Annotated in this window: 16 protein-coding genes and 1 other RNA gene; 9 read left to right on the top strand and 8 right to left on the bottom strand. The window is 64.4% G+C overall.

The genetic code is table 11. The features are described 5' to 3' along the window. Positions 1 to 4 precede the first annotated feature (4 nt). From A3E1_RS0123885 to A3E1_RS41790, 5 genes are read left to right on the top strand one after another with little or no spacing between them, the layout of a single operon-like run. Complete coding sequence (locus A3E1_RS0123885; RefSeq protein ID WP_020523310.1) at positions 5 to 1,432, top strand: RNB domain-containing ribonuclease; 1,428 nt, start codon at positions 5 to 7, stop codon at positions 1,430 to 1,432. A gap of 10 nt (positions 1,433 to 1,442) precedes the next feature. Beyond that, positions 1,443 to 2,288 (top strand): alpha/beta fold hydrolase, encoded by an 846-nt coding sequence (locus A3E1_RS0123890; protein ID WP_020523311.1) that lies wholly within the window; start codon positions 1,443 to 1,445, stop codon positions 2,286 to 2,288. A 2-nt stretch (positions 2,289 to 2,290) separates the two neighbouring features. Further along, entirely contained in the window at positions 2,291 to 2,794 is a 504-nt protein-coding gene (locus A3E1_RS0123895) for an NUDIX domain-containing protein (RefSeq protein ID WP_040391598.1), read from the top strand. Positions 2,795 to 2,810: 16 nt separating this feature from the next. After that, complete coding sequence (locus A3E1_RS0123900) at positions 2,811 to 3,284, top strand: peroxiredoxin (RefSeq protein WP_020523313.1); 474 nt, start codon at positions 2,811 to 2,813, stop codon at positions 3,282 to 3,284. A gap of 22 nt (positions 3,285 to 3,306) precedes the next feature. Next, positions 3,307 to 4,659: an exonuclease domain-containing protein gene (locus A3E1_RS41790; RefSeq protein ID WP_020523314.1), complete on the top strand. Its 1,353-nt coding sequence runs from the start codon at positions 3,307 to 3,309 to the stop codon at positions 4,657 to 4,659. Here A3E1_RS41790 and A3E1_RS47765 read toward each other — a convergent pair. Continuing rightward, positions 4,647 to 4,823, bottom strand: coding sequence for a hypothetical protein (locus A3E1_RS47765; RefSeq protein WP_020523315.1), 177 nt, complete (start codon positions 4,821 to 4,823; stop codon positions 4,647 to 4,649). The two genes, A3E1_RS41790 and A3E1_RS47765, sit on opposite strands and share 13 nt — an antisense overlap. A gap of 10 nt (positions 4,824 to 4,833) precedes the next feature. Then, positions 4,834 to 5,097, bottom strand: a complete 264-nt coding sequence (locus A3E1_RS41795) for a GNAT family N-acetyltransferase (RefSeq protein WP_020523316.1) — start codon at positions 5,095 to 5,097, stop codon at positions 4,834 to 4,836. Between the two features lie 109 nt (positions 5,098 to 5,206). Between A3E1_RS41795 and A3E1_RS0123920 the strand changes: the two genes are divergently transcribed. Then, the gene (locus A3E1_RS0123920) at positions 5,207 to 5,650 is read left to right on the top strand and encodes an HNH endonuclease (protein WP_020523317.1); all 444 of its coding nucleotides are present in this window, start codon (positions 5,207 to 5,209) and stop codon (positions 5,648 to 5,650) included. Between the two features lie 46 nt (positions 5,651 to 5,696). Here A3E1_RS0123920 and A3E1_RS0123925 read toward each other — a convergent pair whose 3' ends face one another. Together A3E1_RS0123925 and A3E1_RS0123930 are read right to left on the bottom strand one after the other, a co-directional pair. Beyond that, on the bottom strand, positions 5,697 to 7,010 hold the full coding sequence (locus A3E1_RS0123925) for an FAD-binding oxidoreductase (RefSeq protein ID WP_020523318.1): 1,314 nt from the start codon (positions 7,008 to 7,010) through the stop codon (positions 5,697 to 5,699). A gap of 23 nt (positions 7,011 to 7,033) precedes the next feature. Further along, the gene (locus tag A3E1_RS0123930) at positions 7,034 to 7,522 is read right to left on the bottom strand and encodes a protein-tyrosine phosphatase family protein (RefSeq protein ID WP_026208776.1); all 489 of its coding nucleotides are present in this window, start codon (positions 7,520 to 7,522) and stop codon (positions 7,034 to 7,036) included. A 35-nt stretch (positions 7,523 to 7,557) separates the two neighbouring features. On the opposite strand from A3E1_RS0123930, the gene A3E1_RS0123935 reads away from it, so the two are divergent. Further along, complete coding sequence (locus A3E1_RS0123935; protein ID WP_020523320.1) at positions 7,558 to 8,007, top strand: VOC family protein; 450 nt, start codon at positions 7,558 to 7,560, stop codon at positions 8,005 to 8,007. Positions 8,008 to 8,232: 225 nt separating this feature from the next. Here A3E1_RS0123935 and rnpB read toward each other — a convergent pair. Continuing rightward, positions 8,233 to 8,621: RNase P RNA component class A (gene rnpB / locus A3E1_RS45070), an RNA gene on the bottom strand. Positions 8,622 to 8,654: 33 nt separating this feature from the next. Here rnpB and A3E1_RS0123940 point away from each other — a divergent pair. Then, positions 8,655 to 9,401: a sulfite exporter TauE/SafE family protein gene (locus tag A3E1_RS0123940; protein ID WP_020523321.1), complete on the top strand. Its 747-nt coding sequence runs from the start codon at positions 8,655 to 8,657 to the stop codon at positions 9,399 to 9,401. Between the two features lie 12 nt (positions 9,402 to 9,413). Further along, a complete protein-coding gene (gene npdG / locus A3E1_RS0123945) occupies positions 9,414 to 10,100 on the top strand; it encodes an NADPH-dependent F420 reductase (RefSeq protein WP_020523322.1) in 687 nt (228 codons plus the stop codon). A gap of 221 nt (positions 10,101 to 10,321) precedes the next feature. Here npdG and panB read toward each other — a convergent pair whose 3' ends face one another. From panB to A3E1_RS0123960, 3 genes are all read right to left on the bottom strand, one after another. After that, positions 10,322 to 11,155: a 3-methyl-2-oxobutanoate hydroxymethyltransferase gene (gene panB / locus A3E1_RS0123950; protein WP_020523323.1), complete on the bottom strand. Its 834-nt coding sequence runs from the start codon at positions 11,153 to 11,155 to the stop codon at positions 10,322 to 10,324. Positions 11,156 to 11,243: 88 nt separating this feature from the next. Beyond that, positions 11,244 to 12,992, bottom strand: coding sequence for an NAD+ synthase (locus A3E1_RS0123955; RefSeq protein ID WP_020523324.1), 1,749 nt, complete (start codon positions 12,990 to 12,992; stop codon positions 11,244 to 11,246). A 10-nt stretch (positions 12,993 to 13,002) separates the two neighbouring features. Beyond that, positions 13,003 to 13,704 carry a hypothetical protein gene (locus A3E1_RS0123960; protein ID WP_157631710.1) on the bottom strand — a complete coding sequence of 234 codons (702 nt, stop codon included), beginning with the start codon at positions 13,702 to 13,704 and terminating at the stop codon, positions 13,003 to 13,005. Positions 13,705 to 13,723 lie beyond the last annotated feature (19 nt).

The raw sequence follows: 13,723 nt of genomic DNA on the forward strand, positions 1-13,723 counted from the left end.
TGGTATGAAGGGTGGCGTGGCTCAACGTCTTGCACACCGCGTCATCCATGCCAAGTCGATAGATTTCGCCGCCCTGCGCCGCGAGCTGGAGCTGCCTGAGCAGTTTCCGCTCGCGGCGCAGGCGCAAGCGGAGCAGGCCGCCAAGCAGGTCAAGCTGCCCGCCACCGATCTGACTGAGCTTGCCTTCGTCACGATCGACCCACCCACCTCCATGGATTTGGATCAGGCCGTCTGCCTGTTGCGCCGCGGCACCGGATATCGCGTGCACTACGCCATCGCCGACGTCGCCGCCTATGTCACGCCGGGCAGCCCCCTTGAGGCCGAGACCTGGGTGCGTGGTCAGACCATCTACCTGCCTGACGGCAAAGTGCCTTTGCATCCGCAGGTGCTCAGCGAAGGTGCGGCCAGCCTGCTCCCCGATACTGAGCGTGCCGCGATGGTGTGGACGATCGACCTCGCCGCTGACGGTTCCGTTGAGGCGACGCGGCTTGAGCGGGCGCGGGTGCGCAGCCGGGCGAAGCTCAATTACGCGGGCGTTCAGGCCGATGCTGACAAGGGCACGCTCGCCGAACCCATTAGCTTGCTGCCCGAGATTGGCAAACTGCTGATCGCACGCGGTCTCGACCGGGGTGCGGTGAATCTGCCGATGCCCGATCAGGAGATTGAGCGCGACGGCGACGGCTGGCGGCTCGTGCTCAAACCGCTGACACCGTCAGAAGACTGGAACGCGCAAATCTCGCTGCTCACCGGCTGCGCCGCGGCGCAAATCATGCTCGCGGGGCGCATCGGCATGCTGCGCACGATGCCCGCCGCGCCGCCGACCGCCGTCGACATGTTGCGCAAAGCCGCGACAGGGCTTGGTGTCCCGTGGCCCGCGGGCGCGACGATCGGGCAAGTGCTCGCGTCCATCGACCCAGGCGAGCCAAAGTCAGCCGCGTTCATTGACGAGTCAGCCGAGTTGATGCGCGGCGCCGGTTACACCGCGTTCAACGGTGAGATTCCCGCCGATCCAGAGCACAGCGCGGTCGCCGCGGCCTACGCGCACGTGACCGCACCGTTGCGGCGCTTGGCCGATCGCTACGTCACCGAGACTTGCCTGGCGCTTTTCGAAGGACGGTCCGTTCCCGAGTGGGCCGCCGAGGCGTTGCCGAAACTGCCTGACGTCATGTCGTCAACGGACCGGCTGGCTTCAGCCGCCGAACGCGGAGCGGTCGACCTCGTCGAATCCACCGTGCTCTCCGATCGCGTCGGCGAAGTGTTCCCGGCCGTCGTGATCGAGGCCGATGACAAAAAGCCGTTGGGCACCATCGCCATCACCGACCCCGTGGTCCGCGCGCGTTGCGATGGAAAACTCGTCGCTGGTACGCGGATAGACGCACGATTGACGACCGCCGACACCGTGAAACGCCAGGTCAGGTTCGAAGCGGTGTAGGCTGTCGCGCATGCCCTCCTTCCCCTCTTACGACTCCACCGTGCTCTCTTACCGTGTCGTGGGCTCGGGTCCGGTGCTGGTGTGTCTTCCCGGCGGCCCGGCCCGCGACAGTGTCTACCTTGGAGACTTGGGCGGGCTGTCGGCTCACCGCACTTTGGTGCTGCTGGACAACCGTGGCAGCGGGCGGTCCGCTGACGCGTCCGATGTGGACAGTTACCGCGTTGACCGGCTCGCTCTCGACGTCGAAGCCCTGCGTCAGCATCTTGGGCTGGAGCAGATGAACCTGCTCGGTCACTCCGGCGGAGCTCAGATCGCCGTGCTTTACGCGGCAACGCATCCGCAGCGGCTCTCTTCCCTTGTGCTGCTTAATGGTGGCCAGCGCGTCATGGGTTGCGTGATCGACAGCTTGATGGGAGAGGCCATCAAGTTGCGTAGCGACGAGCCGTGGTTCGAGGATGCCTTGGCTGCCATCAACGAACGCATCGCGGGCCAGGGCAGCGCTTCGCCAGAAGTGATGCGCCGCCAGGACATGTTCTTCTACGGCCGCCCGTGGACGCCGGAGAAAGCGGCGCACGCGGCCGCTGACGAAACCGAGAAGCGCACTCCTGAGGCCATCAAGAACTTCGCCTTCGAACCAGACCTCGACGCTGTTTACGCGGGTCTGGCACAGGTAACCGCGCCGGTGCTCATCTACACCGGCGAGGTCGACCCCGCGCCACGGCCAGCCGAAGCCGTCTTGATGGCAAAGCGTTTCCCCAACGCCACCGTCGTGACCCAGCCTGATGCCGGGCACATGCCGTGGCTGGACGACCCGGCGTTCTTCGTGTCCACGGTCACCGCACACCCAGCGCCGTAATGATGAACACGGGGCATGTCCGAACGTCAGCCAGGGTGATTCTGGCTGACGGCCAGCAGCGCGTGCTGCTGTTCAAGGCGCACAAGAACGTTCACGACCACGGTCAAGGATCGCTGTGGTTCACGCCCGGCGGTGGTGTCGAAGAGGGCGAGGAGCTGCACGTCGCTGCCGCCCGCGAGTTGTTCGAGGAGACGGGGGTCACGGTAGACCCGGCAGCGCTGGGGCCGATGGTCGCCTACAGCGAGGGTTTCGCCGAAGTTCCGGGGCTCGCCGCCGGGCATTACTTGGACACTTACTTCTTCCATCGGGTCGAACAGCATGAGATTGATCGCAGTGGACACACCGACTGGGAGCTTCAGCAGCTCTTTGACGCCCGGTGGTGGACGCTCACGGAACTAAGGGAAACGCGGGAAGAGATCGTTCCGCGCCCGCTAGCCGACCTGGCTGAGCGATTTTTCACAGGGCGCATTCCCAGCGAACCGATAGTGATTCCGTGGCATCTGTGAAGCTACTGTTGCCGCCATGGCATCAAAAATTGACGTCGGCGACGAGGCCCCTGACTTCGAGTTGCCGAACCAGAAGGGCGAGACGGTCCGGCTAGCCAAGTTCCGTGGGCAGAAGCCGGTCGTTCTGTTCTTCTACCCTCGCGACGATTCAGCGGGCTGCACGGCCGAGGTCTGCTCGTTTCGGGACAGCTATGAGGACTTCAGCGAGGCCGGTGCCGAAGTGATCGGCATCAGTTCCGATTCCGTCGAGTCGCACGAGAAGTTCGCCGGCAAGTACCGCCTGCCGTTCACGCTGGTCAGTGACCGGGGCGGGGCGGTCCGCACCGAATACGGCGTGCCGAGCACCATGGGCAAACTGCTTCCCGGCCGGGTCACTTACGTGATCGATGTCGAGGGCATCGTGCGGCACGTGTTCAATTCTCAGGTCAACGTCTTCGGTCACGTGAAGAGCGCGCTCAAGGTGTTGCGCGACCTCCAGAACGGACAGTGACCGCCGGGTTACCATCATTGCCATGAACGTGAGCGAGCTATTTGGATACGGGCAGCTCGCCTTCCCAGAAGGGCACGCCCTAGACGGTGTGCCCTTTGTGGTTATCGACCTGGAAACGACGGGCCTCGAGCCTGCCGAGGATCGCATCATCGAGATAGCGATGGGCCGCGTCGAGAATGGACAGCTCGTTGACGAATGGGCGACCCTGCTGTCCGCTGACCGCGATCCCGGTCCCGTGTTCCTGCATCACATCAGTGAGCGGATGCTCGACGGCGCACCAACGTTTCGCGACATGGCCGGAGAGATTCTGTCCCGTCTCGACGGTGCCGTCGTGGTGGCGCACCACGCCCCGTTTGAGGAAAGTTTTCTAGTCGCCGAGCTCAACCGGATAGGGGTCACCCCCGCGCCGCTGCCCGCGATCTGCACCCGGCAGCTGGCCAAAGCCGTGCTCGCGAGCCCGAACTACAAGCTGGCGACCTGTTGCGAGATCTGTGGCATCACCATCACCGACGCGCACACCGCGCTCGGCGATGTTCGTGCGACCGCCTTGCTGCTGACTAAACTGCTGCACCTAGCGCCGGACTTGAGATACCCCGTGCCGCTCACAGGACTGCCGCGCGTGGCGAAACGAGCGACGCCCCGCACCCGCGTGACCAATCTGCGCAAGGGAACCGACGGCTGGATGCGCTCGCTGCTCAGCAAACTCCCGTTCTCGATGGCCGATCACGACCCCGTGGGTGCGGCGCCTTACCTGGACGCGCTGACCGAAGCCCTTGCCGACGGGGCGACGTTGACGAAACAGAAGACCCGGCACTTGGGACGGCTCGCGGGGCGAGCGGGAATGGGCGCGCGGCAGGTGGCCGAACTGCATCGCCGGTTCCTTGACGGGCTAAGGGATGTCGCGCTCGCCGACGACGTCGTGACCCTCGACGAGCTCGCGCAAATGTCAAACGTGGCCATGCTTTTGGAGCACCCGGGCTACTTCGCCGACATCACTCCACATGAGACGGTCCGTTACAAGACGGGTCCTCGGGTCTGGTGCGGGCCAGCCGTGCCCGACGCGGTGAAGCGGCGGTTTGAGGGGGCGGGCTACCAAGTGGTCGCCAACATCAGCCGGGGGCTTACGGCGTGCGTTACCGAGTACCCAGATGATGGTTTGAAAGCTCGTAAGGCGCGCGAACTGGGAGTGAAGCTGCTAGATCTAGCCGACGTGGATGCCTTTCTGGCGTCGGCGAAGCTGCCTGCTCCGGTTGCCCCGGCCGGGTGGTATGCCGACCCGACCGGGCGCTATACGTACCGGTTCTGGACTGGGGAGCTGTGGACCGAGCACGCTAGCCCCGGCGACGGCTCCACGGTCGTTGACTACCTGCGGTAGCGGCGGCGAGTCCAGTTCGTGCCGATCCCACCGAGGTGCAGGGCTACGAAGATCAACCCGGCTAGCATCATCGTCGTTACCGTGATGACGTTTCCGGCGCTGAAACTAATGATCTGAAACAAAAGCGCTAGTCCAAACAGGACGGCGGCGATCCGGGCATACATGACCTCGGTATTACCCCTTTTCGCGCGTGGCAATCCAGTGCTGAGCGTAGGGGCAGACCGGGACGATGCGGATGCCTTCGGCCTCAAACGCCGTCACGGCGGTCTCGGTCAGGTGACCGGCGATGCCCCGCCCGCGGGCACCCGGGTCGACCTCCACGTGGTCGATCACCACGGCGTCAGGCTGCCGGTGATATTCGAGCACGCCGATGAGATGACCCGAGGAACGCACCTCGTAGCGGTTGAGCGAAGGCACGTTACTGATGGTGATATCCACCTGCCGACCCTATCTCGAAAACCGGTTGTCGCCAGATCCACGCTCCTCGTACGCTTTGCGGGCGCTAGGCGTTGTGCGACAACAGTTTTGCTGGAGATGAGGTGACCCGATGACCGGAGTACTGGTAATTAACGCCGACCTTGGCCCGCTGCACCGGGTCAGCCTCCGCCATGCCATCAGGATGCTCTGGCGGCAGGTAGCGGTGGTTCACGAGGCTGAGCCTGAGCAGCGAGTCGGTGTCTACCCGATGCCCCGGGTGGTGCGCCTGGTGTCCTATGTGGTCACTCGCTGGCGGCACACCAAAGGCCCCGCGTGGTCACGTTCGGGGGTGCTGGAGCGCGACGGGCGCCGGTGCGTCTACTGCGGTGGTGTTGCCAGCACGATCGACCACATCCTGCCCCGCTCACGCGGCGGCGCTAACACATGGCTTAACACGGCAGCTGCTTGTTACAGCTGCAACCAGCGCAAGGGGGACAACACCCCGGCCGAAGCAGGGATGGTGCTCCGGTTCAAGCCACTGGCCCCGTCTTGGGCCAGCTGGGGCAAGCGCTGAGTAAGTGGCCAGCGGGTTTTCGCTACACCCGCTGGCCGCTTGTCGTCTATTCCGGGCTGATGTTGTGGTTGAGGTGAAAGACGTTCCGCGGGTCGAATTCCCGTTTGACCGCCTTCAGCCGCTCGTAGTTCGCCGCGCCGAAGCCTGACTCCACGCGTGCTTGCCCTTCGTTTCCAATGAAGTTCAAATACACACTGCCCATCGACCACGGCTTGACGGCGGCACATGACTCGCGCACCCAGGCTTTGCCGCGCTCGTCATCGCTGGCCTTATCCCACAGCCCGAACGGATGCACCACCCAGGGTGCTGCCCGCCAGGGCACGGGGTAATCGGCTGTCTCACGGCCCGCGGCGCCTCCCGCTGGGAACAGCACGCCCTGTGACGCCGACGGGACGATCATCGTGTTCGTCGTGTCGCAGAAGGCACGCACCGCTTCGTCGGGCAGTGAGGCGAGATGCTCGGCCGACCAGTAATTGCGGTGTCCCGGTGGGTCGTCGACCATGCATTGCAAGTCAGCGTAAGGCAGCTCCATTTGCATGCCGCCCTCGTGCCCAAGCTGTGTCATGGGTTCGATCTCGGCCGGGTCACCGGCGCTCATCACCAACACAGCAAGCGTCTTCTTGCCTTGCATATGCGCTGGGACGAACTCCTCGGGCGGGCCGGTCATGTAAATCACGGCACCGTTGACATCGTCGGAGCCAGCCTCGATGAAATCGCGGAACTTAGCGACCATTTCCGGGCCGCGCTCAGGCTGAAACAACAGCATCGCCATCGCGACTGTCGAAAGTGGATGAAGGCGGAACGTCAATTCCGTTGCTACGCCGAAGTTTCCGCCACCACCGTGCAAAGCCCAAAACAGTTCAGGATTCTCCTTCGGACTCGCCTTGACGAACCGTCCATCGGCGGTCACGAGTTCGGCTTCGAGCAGGTTGTCACAAGCGAGCCCAAACTTTCGGTCCAGCCAGCCGGTTCCGCCACCGAGGGAGAATCCGCCCACGCCCGTCGTCGACACGCGGCCACCGGTCGTCGCGAGTCCGAACGGTTCCGTTGCCCGGTCAAGGTTGCTCATCGTGGCACCACCTTGAACCTTGGCCGTGCGTGCCTTGGGATCGACCTCGACGTGGTTCAGGTGGCGCAAATCAATGACCAGTCCACCTTCCGTGAGCGCCATCCCGGCCACACTGTGCCCGCCACCGCGAACGGCGATCTCCAGCCCGTGCTCACGCGCGTAGCGAATCGCTTCAGCCACCTCGTCTTTGGTCCGGCAAAGCGCGATAACGGACGGTTTCCGGTCGATCATCGCATTGAAGATCGTGCGGTTATCGTCATAACCCGGGTCGCCCACCTGAATCAGCTCCATGGGGCTCACCTCCCGGATTCAGGCTATGCCCGGCCCCCGAGCTTGCGGAGCAGATCGCGCTGAGCATCCGTCTCGGGAGCGCTAAAACCGCGTGCGGTGGTCATGATTTCCATCGCCTGATCGGCCGTCGCCCCGAGCTGAATCAGCGTGGCGCCCGCGATCGTGCCAGATCTGCCAATGCCACCAAAACAATGCGCAACGACGAATCGCCCTTCGCTGACTTCTTGCGCCAGCCGCCGGCTCAGCTCCAAAAGTTCTTCCCCATCTGGTACTCCGAAGTCCGCGACCGGAAACGACAGGAAACTAATTCCGGCCCGTTCCGCCTCCTCCTGCTCACGCAACAGTCCCAGCCGCTCCTGCTCGGGCCGGGTGAGCGCGCACACCAACGTGTCGACGCCTTTACCGCGCAGGGAAGCCATGCTGTCGGCCAGCCAGTCGAAGCCAGCCGGCCTGGGCATCATCGCTAGCCGTCCCGCGCCTGGCCAGTCGAGCACGAAGGGGGTTGTTTTCACTATGAGCCCCTAGAAATTCGCGTAGGAAGAGAGGTATGCAAAAGATTAGTACGTGGCTGTGGTTTGACACTCAAGCCGAAGAAGCGGCCCGTTTCTATGCCTCAGTGTTCCCCAACGGCAAAGTGCTTGGCACACAAGGACCCGTTACCTCGTTTGAACTTGAGGGCATCGAGTTTTACGCCCTCAACGGAGGCAAAGCGGATTTCGGTTTCACGCCTGCGGTTTCGCTCTACGTCGACTGCCGCGACCAATCCGAAGTGGATACGTTGTGGGACAAACTGACCGCTGACGGCGGCTCTCCCGGCCAGTGCGGCTGGCTGACCGACAAATACGGTGTCTCCTGGCAGATCATCCCCCGTGACCTGCCCGAGCTGCTCGCCGACCCCGATCCCGTCAAGGCTGAGCGCGTCATGACCGCCATGCTCGGCATGCAGAAGATCGACGTCGACGCCTTAAAACAAGCCGCGATCGTCGAGGGCGCTTAGCTTTTCGGGTGGCTCCGCACAGATCGCTGAGCCACCCTAATCTTTCCCCGGGCGCCCCGGCGGCGATCGGGTCCAGTCGCTCTCTGCTGTCAAACCCGGTGCTAATCGCCCTTGCCCGCGACTCGGCCGTAACGCACCCGCACCCCCAGTTTAGTTAGCCTCACCGGGCCGGGTGCCCACTTCGCCAATCGGCCGAGCTTTCGTTCGTCCAAGGTGGAGCGGTGACGGGTGAGACGACCTGTACGCCGGATTCTGTGACGCCTTGCGGCGCCGGCGGCCATCCATCTCGCATCTGCAGTCGCCTGCAGGCTTAAGCGGCCTACCCGCGAGCTCGGGCGGGCAGCCCTCGAACGCTCGCGCAGGTTCTGCCCGTGGGCGGAACCCTTCTTGGCCTTGCTCCGGGTGGGGTTTACCTAGCCGCGACGGTCACCCGCCGCGCTGGTGAGCTCTTACCTCACCGTTTCACCCTTACCCAGCCGAGGCTGGGCGGTCTGTTTTCTGTGGCACTATCCCGCAGGTCACCCTGGGTTGCCGTTAGCAACCACCCTGCCCTTTGGAGTCCGGACGTTCCTCGGCGGAAGCTCTGCCTCCGACGCGGCCGCCCGGTCGTCTCGCCCGTCGACTGTCCATGCTACAAACCCAGGGATATGGAACTGGGACAGGCGCTCCTCCTCGCGGGTGCGGGTGTCATCACAGGGACGGTGAACGCCGTCGCCGGGGGAGGGTCGCTCATGACCTTTCCCGCTCTGCTGTGGGCAGGGCTGCCTCCCGTTCAGGCCAGCGTGACCAACTCAGTCTCAGTGCCCTTCGGGTACATCGGGGGAGTTCTCGGCACACGGCGGGACATCAAGGGGCAGACCGTGCTGCGGCAGCTCGTGCCCGCCGCCGTCGCCGGGACGGTTCTCGGAGCGGTGCTTCTGCTCAGCACGCCGGAGAAGCTGTTCGACTGGATCGCGCCGATCCTCGTGCTGATCGCCGCGCTGGCGATGGCGTTTCAGGATCAGCTGGCAGCCCGGCTCAAGGATCCGCACAACCAGCCCACGTGGGTGAAGGCCGCCGCCATCTTCGGCATCGGGCTCTACGGCGGGTACTTCATCGCCGCCATCGGCGTCATCATCATGGCCGTGTTGGGGCTCGTGCTGAAGGACAACATCAGGCGGCTCGTGGGCACGAAGAACGTCATCCAGCTCGCCATCGGCACGACAGCCGCGGTGTCCTTCGCGCTCTTCGGTGATGTGGCGTGGTGGGCCGTGGCCGCCCTCGTCCCGGGAACGCTCGTGGGCGGGTTCATCGGCGGGCATTACGGCAGGCGTCTCAACGCGAAAGCCGTTAAGTGGATCGTGGTGGGATTCGGGTTTGTGGTGTCGGCCCTACTTTTCGCCAGGGCCATCTGACAGTATCGCCCAATGCGTTTCGACCAGAGCACTTTGCCGGACGTCAGCGGCCACGTCGTCGGCATCCTTGGCGGCACCGGTGACCAGGGCAGGGGCCTCGCGATCCGGCTGGCACAAGCGGGTCAGCGGGTGCTGATCGGCTCCCGTAATGCCGAGCGGGCCGAAGCTTCCGCTCAGGAGATCGCCGCTATCGCGGGCGGCGACGTGCGTGGCGCCGAAAACGCAAGTGTGGCAAGGGATTCCGACCTGATCATTATCGCGGTGCCATTCGACGGGCACGCGTCCACTTTGGAATCGCTCAAGGCCGACCTCGCGGGCAAAATCGTCATCGACTGTGTGAACCCGCTGGGCTTCGGCAAGCAGGGCCCGTTCGCGCTGAAGGTTGAGGAAGGCAGTGCCGCCGAGCAGGCTGCCGCGATCCTCACCGAGTCGACGGTCACCGCCGCGTTCCACCACGTGTCAGCCGAGCTGCTCGCTGATCTGACGGTCGAGGCGATGGAACTCGACGTGCTCGTCCTCGGCGACGACCGGGAAGCGGTCGCCCAGGTGCAGGCGCTAGCGGGCCGCATCAAGGGGATGCGCGGCGTGCACGCGGGGCGGCTGCGTAATGCGGGACAGGTGGAGGCACTGACCGCCAACTTGATCGCCATCAACAAGCGCTACAAGGCACACGCCGGCATCCGCGTCACGGACGTCTAGCGAGCGGGTGCATAAACCTGCGGCTGAATTTTGCGCGTTTCCGGGGGCGTGAGCATGTGTTTTTCACGCCTTTGCTCTGCACCCATAGAGGCAGAGGTGTCTGCATATTTGTGCCTGTATAGGTGCAGAGCAAAGGCGGTTCGCGCACTACAGTCCTGCCTGGTCGCGGCCCCGCGTGAGACGAAGCCGGCCGGGATTCTGATGCATAAACGGCGGCGAAGTTAGAACGAGTGGTCCTGGGTGGGGAAGACGCCATCGCGGACTTCGGCGGCGTAGGTTTTGGCCGCGTCGGACAAAGTCGTTGCCAGGTCGGCGTATTTCTTGACGAACCGGGGAACCGGGCCGCCGCCAACGCGCAGTCCGGCCATGTCCTGCCAGACGAGGACTTGAGCGTCACAGTCCGGTCCGGCGCCGATGCCGATGGTGGGGATGCCTAACTCTGAAGTGATCTGGGCGGCGACGGCGGCGGGGACCATCTCCAGCACGATCGCGAAGGCTCCGGCTTCTTGGCAGCTGTGCGCTGCCTCGATCAAGTGCTTGGCGTCTTCGCCGCGGCCCTGCACCCGGTACCCACCGATTTGGTGTTCTGATTGGGGGGTGAAGCCGATGTGCGCCATGACGGGGATGCCCGTGGACACGATGGCTTCGATGAGCAGCGGCCGGGCGCCTTCGAGCTTGACGGCGTGGACTTGGGCTTCCTTCATGAAGCGCACCGACGTGCGGATCGCCTGTGCCGGACCCTCCTCATAGGAGCCGAAGGCCAGGTCACCGACCACTAGCGCACGGGAAGTAGCGCGCACGACAGCGCGCGCCATGGGGATGAGTTCGTCGGTCGTGACCGGAAGCGTGGTCTCGTAACCGAAGACGTTGTTGGCGGCCGAGTCGCCGACGAGCAGCACCGGAATGCCCGCTTCGTCGAACAGGCGAGCCGTGTACTGGTCGTAGGAAGTGAGCATCGCCCACTTCTCGCCACGGTCCTTGAGCTGCTGCAAGTGCCGTGTGCGAATGCGCTGGCCTACCGGGGCGCCATAGAGGGAGCCCACTGCATCTGACATCGTCGTCTCCTCTCACCTCGAGGCCGCGCTTTACGGTCCCCGGGCTCTAAAGAGATGCTTGCACCCCGAGGGCGCCCGCCGTCAGCTTTCAGTGCGAAATTTCACGCCACCGGTTGGTGATCGGCATGCGGCGGTCGCGGCCGAAGGACTTGAACGAGATTTTGGTACCAGGCGCGGACTGGCGGCGCTTGTACTCAGCCGTGTCGACCATCCGCAGCACCTTGTCCACGAGCGCCGCGTCGTGTCCCGCCCCCACCAGGTCATCGCGGCCCATGTCGCCATCGATGTAGCCCACCAGGATCGCGTCGAGCACGTCGTAGTCGGGCAGGGAGTCGGTGTCGAGCTGACCCGGGCGAAGCTCCGCGCTGGGCGGTTTGGTGATGGAGTTCTCCGGGATGACTGGGCTGACCGTGTTGCGGTAGCGCGCGAGCCGCCACACCATCGTCTTCGGCACGTCCTTGAGCGGATTGAAGGCGCCGACCGAGTCGCCGTAAAGCGTCGAATAGCCCACGGCCAGCTCACTCTTGTTGCCCGTCGTGAGCACGAGGTGTCCCTCCTGATTGGACACTGCCATCAGGATGACGCCACGAACCCGGGCCTGAAGGTTTTCCACAGCGAGGCCACTCAAGTTCAGGTTCGACAGGAACGCGTCAACCATGTGCTGAATCGGTTCCGTGCGGTAGTCAATGCCAAGGTTGTGCGCCAGCGCTTCGGCGTCGTCGCGCGAGTGCTGCGAGGAGTGCCCGCTTGGCATTGAAATCCCGACGACGTTGGTTCCGCCCAGGGCATCGGCCGCGATAGCCGTGACCACGGCTGAGTCGATGCCGCCGGACACCGCGATGACCGCCGACTTGGCGCCGTTTTTGTGGATGTAGTCGCGCAGTCCTAGTACCAGTGCTGACCAAACCTCGGCCTCGTCGGCCAGGCGCTCGGCGACTCCAGCGTTGGCGATCCCGGTGGGAGGGACCGTCCAGGCGGTGGGGACGTCCACGCGGCGGATCGTCATCGGCAGGTCGTCGGGATAGGCCGTTGAAGCCGCGGTCGGCAGTTCCAAGTCGTGCACGAGCAACGCCTCGCTGAACTGCGGCCCGCGCGCGAGCAGGTCGCCAAAAGCCGAGACAATGAGCGAATCGCCGTCGAAGACCAGCTCATCCTGACCGCCGACCATATTGACGTAAGCGACTGTCGCCTTCGCCTCGGCGGCACGCCGCTGCACGAGCGGGAGCCGGACGTCGTCTTTGTTCAGCTCGTAAGGCGAGCCATTGATGTTGACGACGAGCCCGACGTTGGCGGCGGCCGCGACCGCGAACGGGCCACCCGCTTGCCAGATGTCCTCGCAGATCGTCAAAGCGACGTCGGCCGGACCGTCCGGAGTGGACAGCCGCAGCACCGTCAGCGCGTCGCCGGGCACGAAATAACGGTCCTCGTCGAAGACGCCGTAGTTAGGCAGATGGTGTTTGAAATACGTCGCGATCACCTGACCGCGGTGCAGCACGGCCATCGTGTTGCGTGGCCCATGGGTCGCTGTGGTGTCAGAGCCGAGCTTCGCCGGGCCGTCGGCGTCGAGGTAACCCACCAGCACCACGAGCTCGCCGAAACCGTCGGTCGCGAGTTCGGCGGCCAGCCGCCGCACCGCACGCTGCGAAGCCGCCACAAAGGACTCGCGAAAAACCAGATCCTCCACTGGGTACCCAGTGAGCATCATCTCTGGAAAGGCAATGAGCTCGGCGCCCTTGGCCGCTGCCCGTGCTGTCCATTCGCGAACGAGCAGGGTGTTGCCCGTGAGGTCGCCTACCGTGGGGTTTACCTGAGCTAATGCCAGCCGCAGCTTCGCCATATCCCCCAATTTACCGGGGCTGGGTGAGCCTGCTCAGGGTCAGGTCCACCAGCTTGACCGGATCGATGGCGGCCACGGCGTCTACCGAGCCGATTTCGCGGAGCACCGATAGCACCTGCCCGACCCGGCCCAGCGTGACGTAGCCCGAGGTGATGCGCCCGCCGCCGGTCAGTGTCAGTTTGATCGTGTATCCGTTCACGTCATCGCGCACAGGAGCCGCTGACACTTGAACGGGAGTCCCGTCGTCGAGCACCGCACCAAACTGCTTGCAGGTCTTGCCGACTTCGCGCAGCTCGCGCAAGGCGGCTTCGGCTCCGTTGCCGGCGAAAGTGGTGAGCAGCTGGGTCAGCTGGGCTGGTCCATCGAGGTGAGTCGACGCCTGATCGGTCGCTTCCACTTGTGGCATCTTCTGCGCGGCTTGCCGCACCAGCGATGTGGGATCAAGCAACGCGGCGCAACTTTCCGCTGGGGGAAGGCGGCGAATCGTGGCTTTGGAGGCCGACGCGAACGGCTTGGGCAAGTCAGCCGGCCGGATCAGGGCCTGCTCCAACTCGGCTTGAGTGGCCGCCATCGTGCCGTTGTCTTTGGCTGGCTTGACGGGTGTGGGCTGCCTTGGGCTGCTGACCGCGCCCATGATCCCCGCTATCGTCAAGGCCCCGAACAGGGTGACCCCCAGAACCGCTCCGCCGACCAGGGTCTTTCGCCTTATCACGTCCCGTCCAACGAACGTC

Source organism: Catelliglobosispora koreensis DSM 44566 (assembly GCF_000379685.1).
In the GTDB taxonomy this organism is placed as follows: Bacteria; Actinomycetota; Actinomycetes; order Mycobacteriales; family Micromonosporaceae; genus Catelliglobosispora; species Catelliglobosispora koreensis.